At 71.9% G+C, this 15346-nt stretch carries 21 protein-coding genes; 8 read left to right on the forward strand and 13 right to left on the reverse strand.

The genetic code is table 11. The features are described from left to right. Positions 1 to 27 precede the first annotated feature (27 nt). Positions 28 to 1332, forward strand: a complete 1305-nt coding sequence (locus QFZ82_RS04345) for an MFS transporter (protein ID WP_373429229.1) — start codon at positions 28 to 30, stop codon at positions 1330 to 1332. Between the two features lie 12 nt (positions 1333 to 1344). On the opposite strand, the gene QFZ82_RS04350 is transcribed toward QFZ82_RS04345, so the two are convergent. Beyond that, positions 1345 to 2340, reverse strand: coding sequence for a DUF3048 domain-containing protein (locus tag QFZ82_RS04350; protein WP_307711851.1), 996 nt, complete (start codon positions 2338 to 2340; stop codon positions 1345 to 1347). 145 nt (positions 2341 to 2485) lie between these two features. Here QFZ82_RS04350 and QFZ82_RS04355 point away from each other — a divergent pair, with 145 nt between their 5' ends. Further along, entirely contained in the window at positions 2486 to 2692 is a 207-nt protein-coding gene (locus QFZ82_RS04355) for a hypothetical protein (protein WP_307711852.1), read from the forward strand. Positions 2693 to 2712: 20 nt separating this feature from the next. On the opposite strand, the gene QFZ82_RS04360 is transcribed toward QFZ82_RS04355, so the two are convergent. Next, positions 2713 to 2871, reverse strand: coding sequence for a hypothetical protein (locus QFZ82_RS04360; RefSeq protein ID WP_177151492.1), 159 nt, complete (start codon positions 2869 to 2871; stop codon positions 2713 to 2715). Between the two features lie 302 nt (positions 2872 to 3173). Between QFZ82_RS04360 and QFZ82_RS04365 the strand changes: the two genes are divergently transcribed. After that, a complete protein-coding gene (locus tag QFZ82_RS04365) occupies positions 3174 to 3626 on the forward strand; it encodes a hypothetical protein (protein WP_307711853.1) in 453 nt (150 codons plus the stop codon). 186 nt (positions 3627 to 3812) lie between these two features. Further along, the gene (locus tag QFZ82_RS04370; protein WP_307711854.1) at positions 3813 to 4625 is read left to right on the forward strand and encodes an SAM-dependent methyltransferase; all 813 of its coding nucleotides are present in this window, start codon (positions 3813 to 3815) and stop codon (positions 4623 to 4625) included. A gap of 34 nt (positions 4626 to 4659) precedes the next feature. Here QFZ82_RS04370 and QFZ82_RS04375 read toward each other — a convergent pair whose 3' ends face one another. The 5 genes from QFZ82_RS04375 to QFZ82_RS04395 form a co-directional block, all read right to left on the reverse strand. Then, positions 4660 to 5562: a helix-turn-helix transcriptional regulator gene (locus QFZ82_RS04375; RefSeq protein WP_307711855.1), complete on the reverse strand. Its 903-nt coding sequence runs from the start codon at positions 5560 to 5562 to the stop codon at positions 4660 to 4662. A gap of 92 nt (positions 5563 to 5654) precedes the next feature. After that, complete coding sequence (locus QFZ82_RS04380; protein WP_373429397.1) at positions 5655 to 5870, reverse strand: DUF397 domain-containing protein; 216 nt, start codon at positions 5868 to 5870, stop codon at positions 5655 to 5657. A gap of 373 nt (positions 5871 to 6243) precedes the next feature. After that, the gene (locus QFZ82_RS04385) at positions 6244 to 6840 is read right to left on the reverse strand and encodes a CAP domain-containing protein (RefSeq protein ID WP_307711857.1); all 597 of its coding nucleotides are present in this window, start codon (positions 6838 to 6840) and stop codon (positions 6244 to 6246) included. A 64-nt stretch (positions 6841 to 6904) separates the two neighbouring features. Further along, a complete protein-coding gene (locus tag QFZ82_RS04390; RefSeq protein WP_307711858.1) occupies positions 6905 to 7351 on the reverse strand; it encodes a VOC family protein in 447 nt (148 codons plus the stop codon). A 56-nt stretch (positions 7352 to 7407) separates the two neighbouring features. Further along, complete coding sequence (locus QFZ82_RS04395; protein ID WP_307717616.1) at positions 7408 to 7815, reverse strand: helix-turn-helix transcriptional regulator; 408 nt, start codon at positions 7813 to 7815, stop codon at positions 7408 to 7410. A gap of 239 nt (positions 7816 to 8054) precedes the next feature. Here QFZ82_RS04395 and QFZ82_RS04400 point away from each other — a divergent pair, with 239 nt between their 5' ends. Further along, positions 8055 to 8798, forward strand: coding sequence for a class E sortase (locus QFZ82_RS04400; protein ID WP_307711859.1), 744 nt, complete (start codon positions 8055 to 8057; stop codon positions 8796 to 8798). A 32-nt stretch (positions 8799 to 8830) separates the two neighbouring features. Here the strand turns inward: QFZ82_RS04400 and QFZ82_RS04405 are convergent, their stop codons facing one another. Continuing rightward, complete coding sequence (locus QFZ82_RS04405) at positions 8831 to 9559, reverse strand: SDR family NAD(P)-dependent oxidoreductase (RefSeq protein WP_307717617.1); 729 nt, start codon at positions 9557 to 9559, stop codon at positions 8831 to 8833. 237 nt (positions 9560 to 9796) lie between these two features. On the opposite strand from QFZ82_RS04405, the gene QFZ82_RS04410 reads away from it, so the two are divergent. Continuing rightward, positions 9797 to 10087: a DUF6355 family natural product biosynthesis protein gene (locus QFZ82_RS04410; RefSeq protein WP_307711860.1), complete on the forward strand. Its 291-nt coding sequence runs from the start codon at positions 9797 to 9799 to the stop codon at positions 10085 to 10087. Positions 10088 to 10172: 85 nt separating this feature from the next. Here QFZ82_RS04410 and QFZ82_RS04415 read toward each other — a convergent pair whose 3' ends face one another. Next, positions 10173 to 10367, reverse strand: a complete 195-nt coding sequence (locus QFZ82_RS04415) for a hypothetical protein (protein ID WP_307711861.1) — start codon at positions 10365 to 10367, stop codon at positions 10173 to 10175. Positions 10368 to 10591: 224 nt separating this feature from the next. On the opposite strand from QFZ82_RS04415, the gene QFZ82_RS04420 reads away from it, so the two are divergent. Next, positions 10592 to 11464: an LLM class flavin-dependent oxidoreductase gene (locus QFZ82_RS04420; protein ID WP_307711862.1), complete on the forward strand. Its 873-nt coding sequence runs from the start codon at positions 10592 to 10594 to the stop codon at positions 11462 to 11464. Between the two features lie 32 nt (positions 11465 to 11496). Here QFZ82_RS04420 and QFZ82_RS04425 read toward each other — a convergent pair whose 3' ends face one another. Together QFZ82_RS04425 and QFZ82_RS04430 are read right to left on the reverse strand one after the other, a co-directional pair. Next, positions 11497 to 12138, reverse strand: coding sequence for a TetR/AcrR family transcriptional regulator (locus QFZ82_RS04425; protein WP_307711863.1), 642 nt, complete (start codon positions 12136 to 12138; stop codon positions 11497 to 11499). Beyond that, entirely contained in the window at positions 12125 to 12511 is a 387-nt protein-coding gene (locus tag QFZ82_RS04430; RefSeq protein WP_307711864.1) for a VOC family protein, read from the reverse strand. Before QFZ82_RS04430 ends, QFZ82_RS04425 begins: the two co-directional genes overlap by 14 nt. A 174-nt stretch (positions 12512 to 12685) precedes the next feature. Here QFZ82_RS04430 and QFZ82_RS04435 point away from each other — a divergent pair, with 174 nt between their 5' ends. Then, positions 12686 to 13003 carry a PRC-barrel domain-containing protein gene (locus QFZ82_RS04435; RefSeq protein ID WP_307711865.1) on the forward strand — a complete coding sequence of 106 codons (318 nt, stop codon included), beginning with the start codon at positions 12686 to 12688 and terminating at the stop codon, positions 13001 to 13003. Positions 13004 to 13128: 125 nt separating this feature from the next. Here the strand turns inward: QFZ82_RS04435 and QFZ82_RS04440 are convergent, their stop codons facing one another. Further along, a complete protein-coding gene (locus QFZ82_RS04440) occupies positions 13129 to 14574 on the reverse strand; it encodes a hypothetical protein (protein WP_307711866.1) in 1446 nt (481 codons plus the stop codon). A gap of 80 nt (positions 14575 to 14654) precedes the next feature. Beyond that, on the reverse strand, positions 14655 to 15272 hold the full coding sequence (locus QFZ82_RS04445) for a dihydrofolate reductase family protein (RefSeq protein ID WP_307711867.1): 618 nt from the start codon (positions 15270 to 15272) through the stop codon (positions 14655 to 14657). Positions 15273 to 15346 lie beyond the last annotated feature (74 nt).

Here is a 15346-nt window from a genome sequence, read left to right on the forward strand (position 1 = left end):
CATGTGTAGCGGCGGGCCGGCCTGGGGATGGTCGCGATCATGACAGAATCCGCCTCCGTCCGGACCGCCGCCCCGCACACCCGGCGCCCGCTCAGGCAACTGCTGGCGGCCTCGGTCGGCAACGCGGTGGAGTGGTACGACTGGTACGCGTACACCTTCCTCGCCGCGTACATCGCCGACCAGGTGTTCCCCAGGAGCTCGGGCAACTCGCTCGTGCCGCTGCTGTCCACCTTCGCGGTCTTCGCCGTGGGCTTCTTCATGCGTCCCGTCGGCGGCCTGCTCATGGGCGCCGTCGCCGACCGGCACGGCAGGCGCGCCGCGCTCACGGTCACGATCCTGCTGATGGGCGGCAGCAGCCTGCTGGTGGGCCTCACACCGACCTACGCGGCCGCGGGAATCGTCGCCCCGGTGGTCCTGGTCGTGGCCCGGCTGCTCCAGGGCCTGTCCGTGGGCGGCGAGTTCGCCGCCTCGACGACGTTCCTCGTCGAGTCGGCCGGGCCGGGACGGCGGGGGCTGTTCTCGTCATTCCAGTATGTCTCCACCTCCATCGGCCAGCTCACCGCATCCGGTGTCGCGGCGCTGCTGGTGAGCCGGCTCGGCGAGGGACAGATGGAGGGCTGGGGCTGGCGGGTGCCCTTCGTGCTGGGCGCGCTGCTCAGCCTCGTCGGCTTCTGGATCAGGCGCAGCGCCCACGAGACCCGCAGCGCCGCACAGCAGCACGCCGCACGGCCGGGGCTGTTCGACGCCCTGCGCCACCATCCGCGCGAGTCCCTGCTGATCTGCGGCATCACGGCCGGCGGCACCCTGGCGTACTACACCTGGACCTCGTACCTGCCGACGTACGCCGAGCTCAACACCGGGATGGACAAGGCCGATGCCCTGCTCGCGGGCACCCTCTCGCTGGCGTTCTTCACACTGTTGCAGCCGGTCGGCGGGCTGCTCTCGGACCGCTTCGGACGCAAGCCGGCGCTGCTGTTCTTCGGGCTGGGGTTCGCGCTGCTGAGCGTGCCGCTGCTGAAGGCGGTGAACGGTTCGTTCGTCTCCCTGCTGCTGGTGCAGTGCGCGGGCATGGTGCTGCTGACCGGCTTCACCGCCGTCTCGGCGGCGGTGAACGCGGAGGTCTTCCCGGCGCGGGTGCGGGCCGCGGGCATCGGGTTCCCCTACTCGCTCACGGTCGCCGTCTTCGGCGGCACGGCCCCCTATGTGGGCACGCTCTTCAAGGACCTGGATCGTCCGGGTCTGTTCCCCTGGTACGTCGCCGTGCTGTGCCTCGTGTCGTCGGCCGTGTACCTGAGGCTGCCGGAGAGCGCGCACAAGGAGCTGGAACGCTGACCGCGGCCGGGGTCAGCGGGAGGTGAGGAGGATCCACACCTGGCCGCGGGCGAAGTTCAGCCGCTCCCCCGCGGCGGTGGTGAACACCGTGTCGCCCGCCGCCGAATCGCGCTGCCAGCGGGCGTCGAAGGCACGGCCGTCGCGCAGGACGAGTGCCCGGCCCGAGCCGACCGTCTCGGTGTACGGGGACACGCTGCCCCCTCGGTCGCGGAACTTCGAGGGACGGACCTCGGTGTACTGGACGACCACCGTCGCCGGGGCGAGCCGCTTCCCGTCCGTGGTCCGGGCCGCTGTCCCGTCCATGGCCACCAGCCACCTCTTCTCTGCCGCGGACCACGTGAACGCGTACCGGGCCGACGGGTAGCGCACCGTCTGCTCCGCGGTCGGCCGCCCGTCCGCCGGGGCGGCGCCGAAGCGCAGCCCTATGTCGGAGGCATCGCTCACGCCACGGGCCGCGGCGAGCACCTTGCCGGGAAGCAGATACAGGTTGTACGGGGCCGGGCGGTCGCTGCTGCGGACGTACGCGTCCGGCGCCCTGCCATGAGGAAGGGCGATGATGGGGGCCGCGTCGATCAGCGGTCCGAGCGCGGACTGCGCGCCGGAGTAGGCGAGCGCCGGCCGGCCGAACTGGCGGAGCAGTTCGAGGTCCGACTCGCGGGCGCTGCGCACGGGGCCGACCTGCGGCGGCAGCCGGGACGAGAACACGGCGAGGATACGACTGAGGCCCGACTCGACCTGCTCGACGTAGACGAGGTCGGCCGCGTCGAGCCCGGTGTGCGGGCGTGCGGGGCGAACGTTGTCGATCTTGACGGCCAGCACCGGGGCCAGTTCGGCGGGCAGGCCGGTGAAATAGGAGGTGCGCTGCTCCGCGGAGGTCGGCGAGCGGGTCGGCTCTGGGCGGTCGCCCCCGTCCGAGCAGCCGAAGAGCCCGAGCGCGAGGGAAGCGGCGGCGAGGGCGGCGACGGCCCCGCCGCTCCGTCTGTGGTGCTGTCCTCGTGGTGTCTTCATCGGCCCGGCTCTCGTTCCCTCAAGTGCACCACGAAAGACGAGGTGGCGACACCGGGACGCGGGGCCGGCATCCGGCGGGACACGGCCGTGGACAGGCGCGCACATCCGGCGCCGTCCCGGCGGTACCGGCCGGACCGCAAAGGCGTTGTCACCGGGACCGGGCAGTGCCGGCGAGCCGGCGGACCCGGTGCCGCTCGCCGAGGGGGAGCTGCTGGACCTGGAGGGGTCGTGCCACGGGGTGCACGGCAACGCCGTCCAGGTGAGAGGCAGCCCCCTGCCCGCCCATGCCGAGGGGGCGGCCCTGGGCCCGGAGCTGCGGCTCTACTCGTCAGTGGTCGGCGTGGACCGCTGAGGCCTGGCCGTCCGGGACGGCTAGCCGCGTGCGGCGAAGCCCTGCAGCTCGAAGTCGAGCGTGCGGCTCACCTCGCGCAGCGTCTCCTCGGCGGTCTGCCGGACATCCGCGGGGACGTCGCCCCGCTCTTCGACCAGGCTGTCGTAGATCGGTGCGTCAGCCCTGTCTGCGGAGCTCACGATAGGTCCCTTCGTTCGGTTGCCCTGGACTCGCGCCCTGGCACGGATCCGTGCGACGGCACGGGCTTCAGGTACTGCCGGAAGCAGGGGCCGAGTGTACGGGGTGGGCCCGCGCCACTTCGCCGTCGGCCCCCGCGCCGGCACACCGCGTGACCGTCCGGGCACGCCGCCTCACCGGGCTTCGGGCGCGCGATCACGGGTCGATACGCGAGCCGTGCTCCGTTCGGGTGTATTTGCACACCGGCGGGAGCCCGTACGGCGCAGACGGGTGACCGTCACGTGGGCGCGTCGTTGGAGCGGGCGTGAAGAAGCTCACTTACTCTGCCGCCGCCTGCGCGCTCGCCCTCGTCATGCTGTCCACCGCCCCCGCCCACGCCGGTCCCGTCGGCCCGGCCGAGGAGTGCGGAGGGAGCGGCCAGGTCTCCGCTTTCCGTGTCTCCGGTCACACGGAGACGGACGCGGGTCCGGTGACCCTCGACGTGGGACAGACGACCCGGTTCGAACTCGACTTCCGCCCGGCGCGCTCCCACGCGGCCACCGAGCTCCATGTGCGGACCGAGGGCACGTTCGGCCGGTTCGCGTACACACGCGGTGCGGTCGGCGCCGTGACGGCCGGCGAGCTCTACACCGTCGCGTACGAGATGGCCCCGCCCCCGCTGCTCGCCGGTCAGAACGTCGACGTGAGCATCCACGTGACCGGCGACAACAACACCTTGGAAGCGTGCGTGCAACTGGACGTCCGCATCGTGGGCTGACCGCCGACCGGCGTCCGGCGTGCCCGGCCCGCAAGCGCCTTCGGTGACGTACACCGTCCCGACGGACCGTGGCCGAAACGCACCGTGCACAGTGCGTCACTTGACGCTTCATCTGTACCGCCGCGCGTGCGCTCCCTAGCATGTCCGTCCCACTGCCTGATTTCCACAGACGCGGGTGAGGACTGGATGCGACGCGAGTCGTGGCGCCCGGACGCCATCGACACCAAGGTGCCCAGCGTGGCACGTATGTATGACTACTTCCTGGGGGGCGACGACAACTACCAGTCGGATCGCGACGCCTGTGAAGAGCTGTTGAGACAGGTCCCCAGCACCAAGGTCCTGGCCGTCAACAACCGCAACTTCCTGCGGCGGGTGGTGCGTCTGCTGGCGAGCGAGTACGGCATCCGCCAGTTCATCGACCACGGTTCCGGTCTGCCCACCCAGGACAACGTGCACCAGGTGGCCCAGGCCGTCGCCCCCGAGTCGCGCGTCGTCTACGTCGACAACGACCCGATCGTCCTCGCCCACGGCCGGGCTCTGCTCGACGAGAACGACCGCACGGCCGTCATCCAGGCCGACATGCGCGACACCGACGGCGTCTTCGGCCACGCGGAGACGACCCGGCTGATCGATTTCAGCCGGCCTGTGGCCGCGTTGTTCGTCTCGGTGCTGCACTGCATCCCGGACGAGGACGATCCCGGCGCGCTGGTGCGCCGCGTGGCCGAACGGCTCGTTCCCGGCAGCTGCCTGGTGGTCTGTCAGCTGGTGAGCGACCGTCCGGAGATCCGTACCTTCGTCACCGACTACATGGCCGAGGCGACCGGCGGCAACTGGGGCCGGGTCCGCGAGGAGCACGAGGTCCGGCGGTTCTTCGACGGCATGGAGATTCTGGAGCCCGGTCTGGTGGAGGTCTCCACCTGGCGGCCCGACACCGACCTGGCGCCCGTCCAGCAGACGGACGAGTGGATCGAGTGGGGCGGCGTGGGCCGGCTCGCCTGAGCCTGGCTCCGGCCGACGGGCCCCCGGCCGAGGATCACATCGCTGCCAGACGCTCCTGGAGCGTCTGCAGCGTTTCCTTGGGCGTGAGCGCGCACGCGCAGAGCCGGTCGAGCATGTCGCGGTACTGCTCGACGGTCGCCGGCTTCTGCGTGAAGGTGCTGTCCGTGAGGTGCTCGATGTACACCGCGTCCTTCAGGTCACGGAGCGCGAAGCGCAGATAACTCACGCCCGTGCCCACTCCCACGGCGGCCGTCACGTCGAGCGGTGCGATCTGCAGGGTGACGTGGGGGCGCTCCATCATCGCGACGAGGTGCCGCAGCTGTTCGCGCATCACCTGCGGGCCTCCGACGGAGCGCATCAGTACGGACTCGTCGATGACCGCCCACAGACGCGGCGCGTCCGGCTGGTCGAGCTGCCGCTGCCGCTCCTGCCGCAGATCGACGCGGCGCTGAACGTCATGGGCGAGCGGCTGTCCCGGCCCCGACCGGACGACGGCGCGCGCGTACGCGGGCGTCTGGAGCAGACCGGGGACGTAGAAGGGCTCGTAGGTACGGATCGTGGCGGCGGCGCCCTCCAGGGCGACGAGCGGCGTGAAGAAGTCCGACAGGACGTCGCTGAAGGATCGCCACCAGTCCGAGCGGCGGGACTGCTGCACGAGGCGCATGAACTCGGCGACCTGGTCCTCGTCCTGCACCCCGTAGAGGCTCAGCAGGGCCAGCGCGTCGGAGGGCTTGCAGCCGTGCCGGCCCAGTTCGATACGACTGGTCTTCGACCGGGAGAAGCCGAGCTTGCCGTCCACATCGGCGGGGTCGAGACCCGCGCTTGTCCGCAGTTCGCGCAACTTGCCGCCCAGAATGAGCTTCAGGGCGGTCGGGTTGCTCTCGACCGCCCCCAGCGGCCGAACGAACAACGACGCGCTCGGATCGGCGGCAGTCATCACACACTCCTGCGGAGACTATGGGAAGGCGGCAGTATCCCAGCACATGTCAGCGCGCACCAACGGACCGGATATCCCGAAAGCTGCGATTTTCAGCCAAGCATCCCGTCGAAGTCGCCGTCACGGGCGCCTGCCACGAAGGCGGCGATCTCGTCGCGGGTGTAGACGAGCGCGGGCCCCTGCGGGTCGCGGGAGTTGCGGACGGCGATCCGGCCTCCCGGCAGGGCGGCCAACTCCACGCAGTTTCCCGTGGCGTTGCTGTGACTGCTCTTGATCCACGTCACCGCGGTCAGCGCTCCGGCCCCCATGCCGTTGACGAACTCCACTCCCACCAACCCCTCGCCGCTCGGATCCGGTCACCCCGCCCACGCGTGCAATCCCAGCTGCAATTGCATCGTCGGGGCCGTGCTCGACAATACTCGTCCTGCGTCATCTGTCGAACAGCGCGTCCTGCACGGTGACATGACCGGCTCGTTCTGGTCAGCGCGTTGAGCGACGTGTGGTCATGGTGCCCGGCTCCCCCTCGCGGCAAGACGTCTGGGCGACGCTGCCGCTGTCGGCACGACCGTCCGACACGCGGCGCGCCTCCCGGTCCGGCCTGACGGCACGCCGGCCGACGTGCTGTCACGACCGCCTGCGGTCCGCCCGACGGCAGTACCGCCGAGCCGGGGCCTTGTGCGCTCAGTCTCGGGTGGCGAACTCCTGGACCCACCAGGGGCCGTTGCCCTTGAGGCTGATGCCGACGCCGGTGTACTCGAGCCGGCAGTCCATGACGTTCTCCCGGTGGACCGCGCTGCCCATCCACCCGGCGACGGTCGCGGCGGGCCCCGCGGGGCCGCGGTGGATGTTCTCGGCCCAGCGGCTCCACGCGTAGCCCCAGGCCTTCATCCGGTCGCCGCCGTCGCGGCCCTCAGGGCTCTCGTGCGCGTAGTAGCCGCGGGCGGCCATGTCGTCGGCGTGTGCCTGGGCCGCGGCCTGCAACCGGTCGTCGATGCGCAGCGGCGCACATCCGGCACGCTTCCGGTACACGTTCACCAGGGAGACGATCCGCCGCGCGTGTTCCGTGGCCTTCCCGGGCGCGTTGTCGCTGTGAGCGGCCGCCTCCAGTGGCGCGCCGCCGGAGGCGGGCGGCGGCTCCTGGACGACGGCGCAGCCGCCGAGCAGTCCGCTCGCGGCGACGGCGAGGGCCACCGCCGCTGTCGCGGTGGTCCGTACCGCGGCGGGGCCGCGCGGCCGGTCCTCATCGCCTACGGGCAGGGCGGCGTCTTCGTGGCGCATGGGCGTCTCGCTTTCGGGGAGGAGGAGGGCCGATGCAGAGTCTGCTTCCCTTCCCTGCCCACCGTCAGCATCCCCAGCCCTTGTCCAGGTCGAGGTCACCCTTGCGGGCCTGGGTGAAGGAGAACCAGTTGCCGGAGTCGTCCCGGAAGATCGCCTCGGTGCCGTACGGGCGCTCCTGCGGCTCCTGCAGGAACTGCACACCGCGTGCCTTGAGCTTCTCGTAGTCGCCGTGGATGTCGTCGGTCGCCAGCACGCCCGCGCCGAGGATGCCCTTGGAGACCAGCTTCTTCATGGCCTCGGCGGACTCGGGGTCCATCGCGGGCGGGCCGGGCACCATGAGGGTGAGCACCACGTCGGGCTGGTCCGCGGCCCCGACGGTGAGCCAGCGCATGCCGCCCTCGCCCATGGTCATGTCCGTCCGCACCTCGAGGCCCAGCTTCTCGGTGTAGAACTCCTTGGCCCGGTCCTGGTCCAGCACCCAGACGGTGGCGATGGCGAGACCCTTGATCATGACGTGCTCCTGGGGAAGGGGTGTCCGTTGCCCTGCCACGGTAGGCAGTGGCCCGCTCAGCCCGCTTCTTCAGAATTGCGGTCTCCCGCGCCCCTTCGCCCGGACGGCTCCTTCGCCGGGGAGAAGCCGCCGGCCCACAGCATCGCGTAGCACCCCGGTATGAGCGCGGCGCCGCGGCCGACGTGCCGCGCGCGGTACTCGCTGGGGGACACACCGGTCTGCCGCTTGAAACGGGCCGAGAACGTCCCGAGGCTGGTGAATCCCACGAGGGTGCAGATCTCGGTGACGGAGAGGTTCGCCGTGCGGAGCATCTCCTCGGCCCGCTCCATGCGGCGGCCGGACAGGTACTGGCCGGGCGTCTGCCCGTAGACCGCCTTGAACGCGCGCACGAAGTGATAGCGCGAATACCCCGCGTGGGCGGCGACCGCGTCGAGGTCGAGCGGCTCCATCCAGTCGCGGTCCATCGCGTCCTTGGCGAGCCTCAACTGCTTCAGGTGGGCCGGGTTCGTCACGTGCTCATGCTGGCACGCGGCACTGACATAGGCGCTGACCTGCGCAGATCGCATGGAGACAGCCCGCCGGACGGACGGAGGGAACATCCGGTCGGATATCGTCGTTGTGTCCGAAAAGAGGCCATTGGCGTGATCGGCGTGCCCACGCCGGAGCGCCGGTCGATTCCGCCCGGCTGACGATCCGGATTCCCATGACTGTTCTCCGAGCTGTTCCCCTTGCTCTCGCCGGCGTGCTCGTGACCGTGCTCACCGGATGCACCGCAGACGCCAGCGCCTCCGCGGAGCCGCGGACGGCCGGCGGGGCGCAGGCCACGGTCGAGCGCCCCGCCGCCCCCTCCCCCTCCGTCCCCGCCACGACACCGACGGAGCCCGCGACGGGGACGGCCTCCGCGACGCCGGCCCCCGAGCCGCCCCGGCCGCGGACGGAGACGGCGCTGCTGTCCATACCGTCGATCGGACTGAAGGAGCTGAAGGTCGTCCCGTACGAGGGCACGACCGACGACTGGCCCGGCACCCGGATCCAGAACCGCGGCGTCGGCGCCAGCCCGTACGGGGAGAACGGCGGCGCCGGCCCCGGCGAGGTCGGCAACTACCTGGTCACCGCCCACCGCCTCTCCGCGGGAGGCCCGCTGCGTGATCTGCCGTCGCTCGGCGAGGGCGAATCGGTGTTCGTCCGGGCGGGCGGCCGCGTGTACGAGTACGAGATCACGGAGACCCGGACGACCTCCTTCCGCTCCGAGCGCTCGCTGGCCGAGCAGCGGGCGGCCGTCCCCGGCCGTCCCGGCGAGCGGCCGGTCGAGGCGATGATCACGATCTCGACCTGCGCGACGCCTGAGGACAATGCCGCCGGGAACTTCTGGCGTGACGACCGGGGCAACCCCGAGCACCGCATCGACAAGGTGGGTGTGCTGCGCAAGGCCGAGCCCGCCCGCTGACGTCGTGGTCGCGCACTCGCGCGACGGCATGCCTACATGCCGCCGGCCACACGCAGCACGGCGCCCGTGGTGAAGGACGCGTCCTCGGAGAGCAGCCAGGCGACCGATCCGGCGATCTCCTCGGGCCGCCCCGCCCGGCCGAGCGGAATCATGCCCGCGAGCTTCGCGGGGCGCTGCGGATCCTCGTGGAACTCGGTCCAGATGACGCCGGGCGCCACACAGTTGACGCGTACGCCGTCGGCGGCGACCTCCTTGGCCAGGCCCACCGTCATGGCGTCGACCGCGGCCTTGGTCGCGGCGTAGTGCACGTACTGGCCGGGGCTGCCGAGGGTGGCGGCCGCCGAGGAGATGTTCACGATGGCCCCGCCGCCGGAACCGGTCATGTCCCGCACGGCGCGGCGCGCGCAGAGCAGGTAGCCGAGCACGTTGACGTCCAGGGCGCGGCGCATGCCCTCCGCGTCGGCGTCGGCGAGACGGCCGTTGGGGCCGCTGATACCGGCGTTGTTGACGAGGCCGGTGACCGCGCCCAGTTCGGCGGCACGGTCGAACAGCCGGTCCACGGACGTCTCGTCGGCGGTGTCCACGGGGACGGCGAGCGCGCGCCTTCCGGCGTCGTTGACCGCCTTGACGACGGTCAGCGCGGCGTCTTCGCCGGACCGGTAGCCGACCACCACGTCGTGGCCCTCGGCGGCGAGGCGTTCGCAGATCGCGGCGCCGATGCCGCGGCTGCCGCCGGTGACGACGGTGAGGTGCTGGGTCAACGGAGCCTCCGGGATGCGATCGGGCTGCTCCACGACTGTAGTTGGGGGTCCGCGGCCCTCGGCCGGGGCCCCACGGCCGGGCGGTGACGCGACCCCGGGCGGGCCGACATGCCGTCCGTCCGCGTGAACCATGCGCTCCACACGGGCGGAACCGGGCCTCACAGCGGGCACGGTCATGGATGCTCCTTGATCAGGAGCCCCGCGACGGGGCACCTCGTTCTCACCCAGGAGTTCTGCATGAGCCTTCGCCGCTCCCTGTCCGCCGTCGTCGGCGCCGTGACCCTCGTGCTCGGCATGTCCGGTGTCTCGGCCGCCGCTTCGCCGTCGGTCGCCGCCATGAATCCGTGCGGGTTCTACGAGACGTCGAGCGACGCCTTCTACAACCACTGCACGGGCGACGGCTCGCGCGTGATCATCGAGGTCGAGGTGTGGGGGCCGAACTACGAGTGGTGCGTGGGGCCCGGCGGCACCTGGCTGGGCGCGTCGAGCACCATCGACGGGGCGTTCTACACGGGCCGCACCTGCTGATCCGGCCGCCCTGTACGCGCTGCGGCGCAAGTGAAGGGGCGCACCCGGACAGGGTGCGCCCCTTCCTGTGACATGACGGCCCGGATCAGCTCCGGTAGCGGTCCTCGTCCTCGTCCAGCATCTCCTGGCGCGGTTCACGGCCCTGCCGGCCGCGCTCCTCGGACTGCTGCCGGCCGCGCTCCTGGGACTGCCGGCCGCGCGACTTGGCGGCGTCCATGCGCTTCTGCGCCTCGTCCCTGAGCTGTTCGGCCTTGTCCTGGAACTGGTCCTTGATACCCATCAGTCTCTCCTTCGAGGTGGGCAATCTGGGCGCGTTCAGCCTCGCACGACCCGACATCGATCGCATGTCCACCCAAAAATGAGCAGGTCCGACATGCTGTTCCTCCCCCGGCGGACAAGATCACGCACCCCACGGACCCCCGTCCGCCGAAGCCCGGTTGTCACTGCCCTGCGGGTTGGAGTGCCGACCTTGTGGGCCCCGGAAGAGATGGGTAGGAAAGGCCCATGACTACTCTCGGCGTGGTGTTCCGGCCGCAGTTGCCTCCCGAACGGCTCCGTGACATGGCCCGTGCGGCCGACGCGGCAGGTCTGGAGGAGCTGTGGCTCTGGGAGGACTGCTTCCTCGAGAGCGGCATCGCCACCGCGGCGGCCGCCCTCGCCTGGACGGAGCGGCTGTGCGTGGGCGTGGGCCTGCTTCCGGTCCCGTTGCGCAACGCGGCACTGACCTCGATGGAGGCCGCCACGCTGCTGCGCCTCTTCCCCGGGCGCATCAAGCTGGCGCTCGGGCACGGTGTGCAGGACTGGATGGGCCAGGTCGGTGCGCGGGTAGAGTCACCCCTCACGCTGCTGCGGGAGCATCTGCTGGCGACACGCGCCCTGTTGGGCGGCGAGCGGCTGACGGTGGAGGGCCGTTACGTGAAGCTCGACGGCGTCGCCCTGGACTGGCCGCCGCCTGCCGCACCGCCGGTGCTGGCAGGAGCCCGCGGGCCCAAGTCGCTGCGGTTGTCGGGCGAAGCCGCCGACGGGACGGTCCTGGACGCGAGCGTGCCGGCCGACGGCGTGCGCCGGGCCCGGGAACTCATCGACGAGGGGAGGGCTGAGGGCGGACGCACCGGGCCCCACCCCGTGGTCGTCTACCTGCACACCGCGACCGGCCCCGGCGCGGCCGACCGGCTGCGGGGCGAACTGGCCGGTTCCCGGCGGGAGTCGGTGTCCGAGCTGGGTGTCGCCGGGGACGCGGGTGCGGTGGCCAAGGCCGTTCAGCGGCTCGTGGACGCCGGGGCCGACACGGTGGTGCTGCAGCCGACTGCCGACGAGCCGGACCCGGAGGGCTTCGTACGGTTCGCCGCGGAGGAGGTCCGTCCGCTCGTGCCGTGACGCCGGCCGGGGCGGCCTCCGGGGTCCTGGGGTCAGTGGCTGTGCCGGGCGCCGGGGGGCTGCCTGCTGATCCGCACCAGCCGGTCGAAGTCGACGGCGACCCCGCGCAGCAGCAGGTCCACCAGCGGGCGTGCGGACGTCTCGCCGATCGGCCCGTCACCGAGCAGCGCCCGTTGGTAGACCGTCGACGCAAGCAGGTCGACGAGCAGCTCGGGATCGACGTCGTCGTGCAGATCGCCGCGGTCGACCGCGCGCCGCACGGCGACCGCCGCGGCTCGCCTGCTGGGCTGCACGACGGTCTCCATCAGGCGGCGGTGAAGCGCCGGGTCGCGCGCGCAGTCGGCCAGGAGCGGGGCAAGGACGCCGGGCGGGAGCCGGTCGTGCAGCGCCTCGGCGAGCAGCCTCACGCTCTCGGTCAGATCGCAGCGGGTGCAGCCGTTGTCCGGGACCGGGGGCGTGACGAGGACCGAGCCGAGGGCGTCGATGACGAGGTCCTGCCGGACCGGCCACCGGCGCCGGATCGTCGGCTTCGTCGTGCCCGCCCTGGCGGCGACCCGCTCCAGGGCGAACCCCGCGTACCCCTGCTCACGCAGGACGTCGAGGGTCGCGGAGAGTACGGCGGTGTCGATCGCCGGGTCCCGGGGCCGCCCCCGGCGGGGCTCAGTCCGCGGCATCCTGCGGGTACCAGCGCAGTTCGACCGTGTTGCCGTCCGGGTCCTGCACGTATATCGACTGCGCGCTGCCGCGGGCGCCGTAGCGGTCGACCGGGCCTTCGAGAACGGTGAACCGACCGGAGTCGACGACCTCCTGCCAGTCGAGCGGATCGACGACGAGGCAGATGTGGTCGACGTTGGACTCGCCCCGGGGCCGGCTGACCAGGTCGATGATGGCGGTCGGGCTGATCCGCGCCGAGGGGAAGGGCGCCTTGCCCTCGCGCCACTCCTCCACCCTGACCGGCTCCAGCCCGAGCGTTTCGCAGTAGAACTCCAGCGCGCGCTCGACGTCCTGGACGTTGAGCACGAGGTGGTCGAAATCCTTGACTCGCATCCCTGGCTCTCCTGTTTTCATTCCGTCCCGGAACGGATCGTAACAGGCTCGGCATCCTACGGATAGGGCCGCGGCCCGCCGCCCCACTGATCGATCACCACTTCCATGACCGTTTAGCGGTTCTTCATTCGGCTACCCGCCGCCGGAGGGACGTCGCGGAAAGGGAGGCAGAGAGTGATCACCCGAGACCAGATCCCCCAAGTGCTGGATCACCCCGTGCACGACGCCGAGGGCCACAAGGTCGGCAACGCGAAACACGTCTTCGTCGACGACGCCACGGGACAGCCGGACTGGGTCAGCGTGCAGACCGGCCTGTTCGGGACCAGGGAGTCGTTCGTGCCCATCCGGGAGGCCACGATGGTCGAGGACCATCTCGAGGTGCCGTACCCCAAGAGCAAGATCAAGGAAGCCCCCGACGTCGACGTGGACGCCCGTGGGCACCTTTCCCGGCAGGAGGAGGAGCGCCTGTACCGGCACTACAGCATCGGCTGAGACGCCGCTGGCGGCGAACCGTCCCGACCGTACCGGCCCGGGCCGGTACGGCACGCACCTCCGACAGGACGGCTCGGGCGCCGCGGGTGCGGCCGGACACCGTACGAGGAGCGGCCCCGCCGCCCTTACTGCAGTTGCTCCAGCCTGCGCTGGAGCAACTGCAGTGCGCCGCGCTGACGGCCCGGCACGCGCCGGCGCAACCGGACGAGTTCCGGCGCGAGCCGACGCGCCCGCGCGGCGTCGCGGACCTGTTCCCACTGATGGTGCGCGCGGTCGACGGCCCCCTCGACGTCGGGGTCGTCTGCGGTCTGCTGCCGTCGCAGCCGGGCGTCGGCCACCGCCATCCACAACTCGCAGCTACGGGCGGGGTCACGGGCGAGGCGGGCGAGGTCGGCCCGTACCTCGAGCCAGTGCAGTGCCTGCACCGAACCGGGTCCGTACACCCGCAGGGCCTCGCCCTCACATGCGGCCGCGGCAGCGGCTGCCTCGGTGTGCCTCCCGGCGTTTGCCGCGGCGAGGATCGCCGGATGCGGATCCCCGTCGTCGTATCGGGGCACGCCGATTGCGGCCGAGGGAGGGGTGGCCGGGGGCGTGGGCGGCTGTGCGGGTGCGGGTGCGGGTGACGGGGTCGTGCGCGTCTCGGCCGCGGGTGTCGCGGGTGGCTGGGCGGCGGGCAGCGGCACCGGGGCGGGTGACTCGCCGGTGGGCGCCGAGGCCGCGCCGGGCGCAGGAGCGGGGCTGGTCTCGCGCAACACGCCCCCGGGCGCGGGCGCTTGAGCGGCCGGCTGGGGGTCACGGAGCTCGGCCGCGGGCGCGGGTGACGGGACCTCGCGCAGCACGGCCCCGGGCACGGGCGCTTGGGCCTCGACGGGCACGGGGCGATGCGACGTTTCCGACGCGCCATGAGTCACCGTCGGCATCAGCAGCGGGAACAGCAGGGCGCCGGCCGGGTGGTCGGACTGTGACGCGGCCTGCTCGTGCAGCTGCGCGAAGGGCGGCCGCGCGCCGCTGCGCCAGATCGCGGCCACCGCCTTCAGGTACGCCGGCGGCGCGACCGTACGGCGGCCCGGAGCCGGTGCGATCCTGCCGTACAGCAGCGTGCCCGGGCCGAGCCCGGCACGGCCCTCTCGCACCTGTTGCCATGCCTCGCTGTCCGCGACCAGGTCGACGACCACCGTGGTCGTCCCCGGCCGGCGGGTCCTGAGTTCCCCGGCCAGCCAGTGCCAGGGCAGCGCCGTGTACCGCACGGTCGCCGGGGTCGTGCGGGCGAGCGCGAAATGCAGCAGCTGCTGCTTGCGGTCGACCTGCAGCTGCCCCGCGAGGTAGAGGAACAGCGGCCCCGGAGCCGCGGCCGCCGCCCGGATGCGGGTCAGGACGGTCTGCGGATCGAGCGGGTCGGCGAGCTCGATCACGGTCGCCGCCACGCCCGTCGTACCGGTCAGCACAGAGGCGGGTACGGCGGCGAGCGCGGGCAGCACGGACGCCGCGTCCACAAGTCGGCCTTTGCCGGCCGGCGCCGCTGCCAGCAGCAACGCGGTACCCGGCGCCGAGTTCTCCCCAGTGATCACCACCTCAGCACCGTAGCCGCTGTCCAGATGTTCTGGCCAAGCGGCGCACATCGGGCCGGCCGCCCCGGCCGGAACTTGGCTCCCTAGGCAAGCACCCGGTATTTGAGGTGCGTCGCGCGCGGCGTGTCGACGACCCTGATCACCTCCAGCTTCCGCTGGTCCGGGCCGATGTGGTCGAACAGACGCAGCCCGCCACCCAACAACACAGGAATCACGTGCAGTTGGAGCTCGTCGACGAGACCTGCCCGCAGGAACTGCTGAACGGTGCGTGCGCCGCCCGCGATGTCGACGTTGCGGCCGCCGGCCGCCGCCTTCGCCTGCTCCAGCGCGCTGTGGATCCCGTCGGTCACGAACGTGAAGCTGGTGCCTCCCTGCTTGACCAGGGACGGGGCGGGGCGATGGGTGAGCACGAACACCGGCGCCCGGAAGGGCGGATTGTCGCCCCACGGCTTCTCTCCCGTGTCGTACATGAGGCGGCCCATGACGACGGCGCCGGTGGCGTCGAACCATTCCCGCATGATGTCCGAATCGCGGTTCTCCTCACCGCCGGTCATGCCCTGCCGCTCCCGCCAGCTCGCCAGGTCGTGGATCCAGTGGAACAGGGGCTCGCCCCCGTGCCCGCCGGGGTTGTCGAGGCTGACGTCGGTGCCGGCGACGAAACCGTCCAGGGACATGGCGAGGTCCGCCGTGACAAGGGTCATGTGCCGCTCCTCCAGGGCTCGAATGCTCGGTTGCGCCGTACGCGCCGTGCGTCGTGCGTCGTGCGCGGGTTCCC

It is taken from the genome of Streptomyces sp. V4I23, from assembly GCF_030817975.1.
Lineage (GTDB): Bacteria > Actinomycetota > Actinomycetes > Streptomycetales > Streptomycetaceae > Streptomyces.